The 6,752-nt window shown below is 34.8% G+C and carries 4 protein-coding genes; all 4 read left to right on the plus strand.

Annotation, left to right across the window (positions count from 1 at the left end; genetic code table 11):
- The first annotated feature begins 158 nt into the window (after positions 1-158).
- The 4 genes from CN514_RS04325 (at position 159) to CN514_RS04340 (ending at position 6,479) form a co-directional block, all read left to right on the plus strand.
- Positions 159-1,715: a glutathione ABC transporter substrate-binding protein gene (locus CN514_RS04325; RefSeq protein ID WP_098231542.1), complete on the plus strand. Its 1,557-nt coding sequence runs from the start codon at positions 159-161 to the stop codon at positions 1,713-1,715.
- A gap of 76 nt (positions 1,716-1,791) precedes the next feature.
- Positions 1,792-3,270: an amidohydrolase family protein gene (locus CN514_RS04330; protein WP_098231543.1), complete on the plus strand. Its 1,479-nt coding sequence runs from the start codon at positions 1,792-1,794 to the stop codon at positions 3,268-3,270.
- Between the two features lie 30 nt (positions 3,271-3,300).
- Positions 3,301-4,797, plus strand: a complete 1,497-nt coding sequence (locus CN514_RS04335; RefSeq protein ID WP_098231544.1) for an amidohydrolase family protein — start codon at positions 3,301-3,303, stop codon at positions 4,795-4,797.
- 116 nt (positions 4,798-4,913) lie between these two features.
- The gene (locus CN514_RS04340) at positions 4,914-6,479 is read left to right on the plus strand and encodes a glutathione ABC transporter substrate-binding protein (protein ID WP_098231545.1); all 1,566 of its coding nucleotides are present in this window, start codon (positions 4,914-4,916) and stop codon (positions 6,477-6,479) included.
- Positions 6,480-6,752: the final 273 nt, after the last annotated feature.

Below are 6,752 nucleotides of genomic sequence, written 5' to 3' on the forward strand. Positions count from 1 at the left end.
AATATAATGCGGAAAAGCAGTAAAGATAATTAAAAAACGAGTAAAGATTCTGAAAATATAAAATTTTATTTTTTTTTATAATTTGAATAAGCCTACGTACTCAAGAAAAATGGTGAACAAGAGATCATAGGGAAAGTATTAAGAGGAGGAAGAAAACAATGAAGAGAAAGACAGCTGGAGTATTATTTGCATCATTATTAACAATTTCTACTGCGCTTGCAGGTTGTACATCTGATCAAACAAGCAGTAGTGCAACAGGAACAAAAGCAAAAGCAGGAGGAACTTTGGTCGTAGCTAGACTATCTGATGCGACTACATTAGATCCACATTTTATTACTGATATTCCATCAGCAAACGTTGTTTATGAAAAGGTATATGAAACATTAGTTGAACCAGATAAAAATATGGAGCCACAACCTCTTTTAGCAACAGAATGGAAGCAAGTAGATAATGTCACTTGGGAGTTTAAATTACGACAAGGCGTTAAGTTCCAAGATGGATCACCATTTAATGCAGATGCAGTTAAAACAAATTTTGATCGAGTTCTTGACCCAAAAACTGCATCACCTCAAGCTGGTAAATTTGAAATGATAAAAGAAGTTAAAGTGGTAGACGATTCAACTGTTCAATTTATTTTGAAATACCCATATGCTCCACTTTTATCAATTTTAATGAGTAATGAAGGAAGTATTATTAGTCCTAAATCGATTAAAGAAAACAGTGATAAAATTGGACGAAATCCAGTTGGAACTGGTCCTTATGTATTTAAATCTTGGAAATCAGGAGAAGAAATAAAAATTGAGAAAAATAAAGACTACTGGGGAAATAAACCTAAAATTGATGGTGTAGTCTTTAAAGTAGTTCCTGAAGATGCTACAAGACTAGCAATGATTGAAACTGGTGAAGCACATGTAACTGATCAAGTGCCTGTAACAGAAATCAATCGTATTGAAGCTTCTGACACAATGGATTTATATCGTACAGATGGACTAGCTGTTGAATATTTAAGCTTCAATGTTAAGAAAAAACCATTTGATGATGTTCGTGTCCGTAAAGCGATTGCACATGCAATTGAAGTAGATTCAATTATTAAAGGCGTATATAACGATGTTGGAACAAAAGCGAATTCAACAATGAGTCCGAAAGTATTTGGATATGATCCAAATCTTAAAGGCTATCATTACGATATTAATGAATCTAAAAAGCTTTTAAAAGAAGCAGGAGTTAAAGATGGTCTTTCATTTACACTTACAACTAGTGACCGCAAAGAAAGAATAAATATGGCTGAAGTTATTCAATCTCAATTAAAAGGTATTGGTATTAATGTGAAAATCGAAGTTCTTGAATACGGAGCTTATATTGATGCAATTGCAAAAGGTGAACATCAAGTTGCAATTGGTGGTTGGGGAAATGCTACTGGTGATGGCGACTATAACCAATTTAACTTATTTGACAGTAAATCCCAAGGTGCTGCAGGAAATAGTGCATTCTACAGTAACCCTAAAGTTGATAAATTAATTGAATCAGCTCGACAAGAAGCAGATAGTGAAAAACGTAAAGATCTATATGCTCAAGCACAAGAAATTGAAAATGACGAAGTACCGTATGTTCCTATTCGTAACTATGAACATTTAGCAGTTACTGGCTCATCAGTTAAAGGGCTTTGGTTAAACCCAGCAAGTTATTTAATGCTTGATGATGTAACAGTGAAATAAGTAATTCAATGAAACAGCATAATTAAATTATGCTGTTTCAGTTTTTAAGGAGAAATTTGCATTTAGGAGGAAAACAATGATTGATTTGTTATTAATAAATGGAACTGTTATCACAATGGACAAAGAAAGAAGAATTATCGAAAATGGCTCCGTTGCTATTCACAATGGGAGAATACTAGACATTGACCTCACCGAAAACTTGAAAACTAATTATGAGGCGAAAAAAGTAATTGATTGTCGTCATCAATGTATTTTACCTGGTTTAATAGATGTTCACGGTCATGGTGGTCATTCAATGTTTAAAACCATCGCGATGGAGAATATCGATTTTTGGATGCCGATTATGACGAATACGTATAAGCATTATGTGACGGATGATTTTTGGTATTACGAAGGAAAGCTGTCAGCACTTGAACGACTGAAAGCAGGCATAACAACAGGGGTTAGTGTTTTAGGCTCAGTACCGAGATCTGATGATCCAATATTTGCAATAAACCATGCAAAAGCTTACAACGAAGTGGGAGTTCGTGAAGTAGTATGTACAGGTCCTTGTAACCCACCATGGCCACATTCATTTAGTAGATGGGTTGATGGGAAAAGAATTGAGAAAGAAGTTACTTATGAAGAAGTGTTAAAAGGGGCAGAAGCAGTTATTGAGGCATTGAATCACGCAAATGATGATCGAACAAGAGCCTTTATTACGCCATTTGTTATTGTAACGTCTGTTGATCCTTCATATCCGACTTCTCCAGATCGGCTATACGGGTTAACAAAACATGATCTTTATCAAGCTAAAAAAATAAGAGAGATTGCTAGGAAATATAATACAAGAATTCATTCAGATGCATTTGGTGGAATGATTCATTTAGCCATTCAAGATAAAGAAAATGCGCTATTAGGTCCTGATGTTCATCTTCAGCATTGTCGTGGAATTTCATTCGATGAAGCCAAAATATTAGCTGAAACTGGTACAAACATTAGTGCTTCTCCTGGTTTTGGACAAGTTAATGCACGTACCCCAATCACAGAATTAATTGAAATGGGAGCAACTGTTGCGATTTCTACAGATGGTACCTCACCATCTACGAGCTTTGATTTATTCCAAGCAATGAGGAAGACACAGTTTGTTCATCAAGCAGCTCTTAGAGACTATTACTATTTACCACCAGGTAAGCTTTTAGAAATGGTAACAATTGATGCAGCAAAATGTATAGGTTGGGATGATGAAATCGGTTCACTTGAAATTGGGAAAAAAGCAGATGTCATCACAGTAAATCTTCATCAACCGCATTTGACTCCAGAGTATATGCATGTGCATCGGTTAGTATTTCAAGCTGTGGCAAATGATGTTGACCATGTGATTGTTGATGGAAAACTTGTTATGGAAGGCAGAAATGTAAATACCGTTCAGGAAAGCACAGTTTTAAATGAAGCAAATGAAGAAGCTTTTGCAACGATCGAACGCGCTGGATTAGAAAAATATATGCAACCTACAAAGTATTTCTGGGGACATGCTCGTGCCTATGTTGACGAGATGAGATATGTTGAAAAATAAAAAAAAATTTTAAATTCAAAGGGAGAAAAAATGAAAACGAAACTAAAGGGAAGATATGTAATTGGTTTTGACGGAAGAGAACATGTCATATTGGAAAATGCAGAGATTGTATATGAAAAAGATACAATTTTGTTTGTTGGAAAAAACTATACGGAAGAAGTAGATCAAGTAATTGACGTTGGAAATGCGATCCTTAGTCCTGGTTTTATTGATTTAAATGCATTAGGGGACATTGACCATGATATTTTGCATTTAGAAGCGAAATCAAATAGACAAAAAAATCTCCTTTGGTCTGAGGAGTTTGTAAAAAATGGGCATCATGAGCTAATGAGTGAGGAGGAAGAAGCATTTAAATCTTTATATGCATATTCGCAGCTTATTTTAAATGGAATTACTACTGCTATGCCGATTACATCCATTTTTTACAAAAATTGGGCTGAAACTTTTGAAGAGTTAGAAGCTGCCGCAAATCATGCAGGAAAACTAGGGTTGAGAATTTATCTTGGACCAAGCTATCAAGCTGGAATTAGAGTAGTCGAACCAGATGGAAACATCAAAATTCATTGGGATGAAATAGCAGGCGAGGAAGGATTAGAAAGAGCAGTAAAGTTTGTTGAAACCTTTGACGGAGCATTTGATGGATTGGTCAGAGGGATGTTAGCTCCAGAAAGAATCGAATCACAGACTGAAGAAATTTTGATAAAAACAAAATATTATAGTGACAAATTAAATGTTCCAATCAAGCTCCATGCTGCGCAAGGAAGTTTTGAATTTAATACAATTTTAAAAGAACACGGAGTTACACCAATTAAATATTTATATAATCTTGGATTCTTAGGTCCAAATACAGGAATACCACACGCTCATTTTGTATCGGGCTATAGTGGGGCGAATTACAATATTGATAATGACATTTCACTACTGAAAGAAACAAATACTACTGTTATCCATTGTCCACTTATTATAGGAAGACACGGAGAAGGGCTTGAATCATATGCAAAATATAGGAAGGAGGGAATCAATATTGCATTAGGTACTGATACTTTCCCTCCAGATATTTTTCAAAATGTACGTACTGGTAGCATGCTTTCAAGACTTGTAGAAAAAGATGTTGAAGGATCTACATACGCAGATTTCTTCAATTCGATCACTCTAGGAGCAGCGGCATTTCTTAATCGCGAAGATATAGGCAAAATAGCAGTCGGAGCAAAAGCGGATATTATTGCGATTGACTTAGATGGATTCCATATGGGCGTTATTGATGATCCAATTCGCACAATGTTTGTAAGTGGTTCAGGTAGAGATGTAAAACTATCCATTATAAATGGAAGAATTGTGATGCAAGATCAAGTAATTCCTAATCTTGATATGGAAGTATTAAAACAAAAGGGCCAAGTGTATTTTAATAAGATGAGAAGAGGATATATGGAAAGAGATTACGAACAACTTCCTGAAAATGATCTATTTCCACCATCTTTTAAAAGGCTTGAATCAATTAAAGAACTAGAAGTAAAGTCAAATAATTAAAAAATAAGTAAAGAAACTGAAAAAACAGGTAAAGATATTCAAAAATAATTATCAGAATATTTTATATAATTAGATAAAATATTTGTAAGACAACTTCAAACAGGGAGGCAGTGCCATTGAAACTAAAATCGGGAATAAGTAAACTTTTTCTAGTACTATTTTCTGCTGTCACAATTACAGGATGTTCATCTAATCAAGACGTAGGTACGAAAGCAAATGGACAAGCAAATGATTCAAAAGGAGGAAGCACGCTAGTAATTGCTCGGTTATCAGATGCCGAAAATTTAGATCAGCAATTTATGTCTACAATCAATGCAGCAAGCGTTACTCATCATAAAATTTATGAAGGTCTAGTCCAGCGAGATAGTAATAACGAAATTCAGCCAATGCTAGCAGAGTCATGGAATCAAATCAATGATAAAACTTGGGAATTTAAACTACGACATGATGTAAAGTTTCACGATGGTTCACCATTTAATGCAGAGGCTGTAAAGAAAACATTTGATCGTTTATTAGATCCTAAAGTTGCTTCACCAAGAGCTGTTGTATTCAAAATGGTAAAAGAAGTTAAAGTTGTCGACGAATATACAGTTCAATTTATTTTGAGCGAGCCATTCTCACCAATTCTTTCAGTTTTAGCAAACCATGAAGGTGGAATTATAAGTCCTAAAACAATCGATAAATATGGTAAGAATATTATTCAAGAACCAAACGGAACAGGTCCATTTAAATTTAAATCATGGTCTCCAGGACAGGACATTATACTAGTTAAAAATGAAGATTACTGGGGGAAAAAACCAAAGATTGACAAGGTTGATTTCAAGGTTGTTCCAGAAGACTCAACAAGGATTTCAATGATTGAAACAGGAGAAGCTCAAATTGCAGAACCACTCCCAATAGCAGTTATGAATCAAGTTGAATCATCCTCGGCAATGGAAGTATACCGAAGTGAAGGTTACGGAACAGAGTATATCGGATTCAATGTAACAAAAAAACCGTTTAATGACGTACGTGTACGTAAAGCTATCGCTCATGCTGTTGAAATGGATTCGATTATAAAAGGTGTATATAACAATGTTGGTAAAAAAGCGAATTCAGCAATGGGCTCAAAAGTATTCGGATACGATGATCAATTAAAAGCATACAATTACAATTTAAAAGAAGCAAAGAAACTATTAACAGAAGCTGAATATCCAAATGGATTTGATGCAACGATCCTAACGATGGATAGTAAAGAACGAGTAAATTTAGCAGAAGTTATTCAATCACAATTAAAAGGAATTGGCATTAATTTAAAAGTACAAGTAATGGAATACGGATCGTTCGTTGAAAAAGTAAATAAAGGACAATCAGAAATGTTTATCATAAGCTGGAGAAACGCAACAGGAGATGCTGATTACAATCAGTACAACCTATTCCACTCAGACTCACGCGGCGCTGCCGGAAACACATTCTTCTATAGCAATCCAAAAGTTGATGACTTAATTAATGCTGGAAGAAAAGAGAAAGACGAAGCAAAACGTAAAGAAATCTACGCTAAAGCACAAGAAATAGAAATGGATGATTCACCTTATATTCCTGTAAGAGTAATCGAAAATGTCGCTGCAATCTCTAAAAATGTAAAAGGCTTCTCAATTAGCCCTTCAGGCTATTTAGAGATTAACGATGTAACAATTAAATAATCTGATTTTTTCTGCAAGTGAAGGTTCATCCTGATTTAGGGGTGAACTTTCTTGCGTGTAGAAGTATAACTTACTCAGAACAGGTACTTGAGTATAGGGTTCATGAGGAAATAAAAAAGCAAATTGAAGAAAGTAACTTCCTCATAAAGGGTTCATGAGGAAGTAAAACAGCAAAAAAATGAAAATAGCTTCCTCATAAAGGGTTCATGAGGAAGTAAAACAGCACAAGGAATCAAAAAGGTTCCTCATGAGAGGTTCATGAGGAAGTAAAAC

The organism is Bacillus sp. AFS001701, from assembly GCF_002559405.1.
In the GTDB taxonomy this organism is placed as follows: Bacteria; Bacillota; Bacilli; order Bacillales; family Bacillaceae_G; genus Gottfriedia.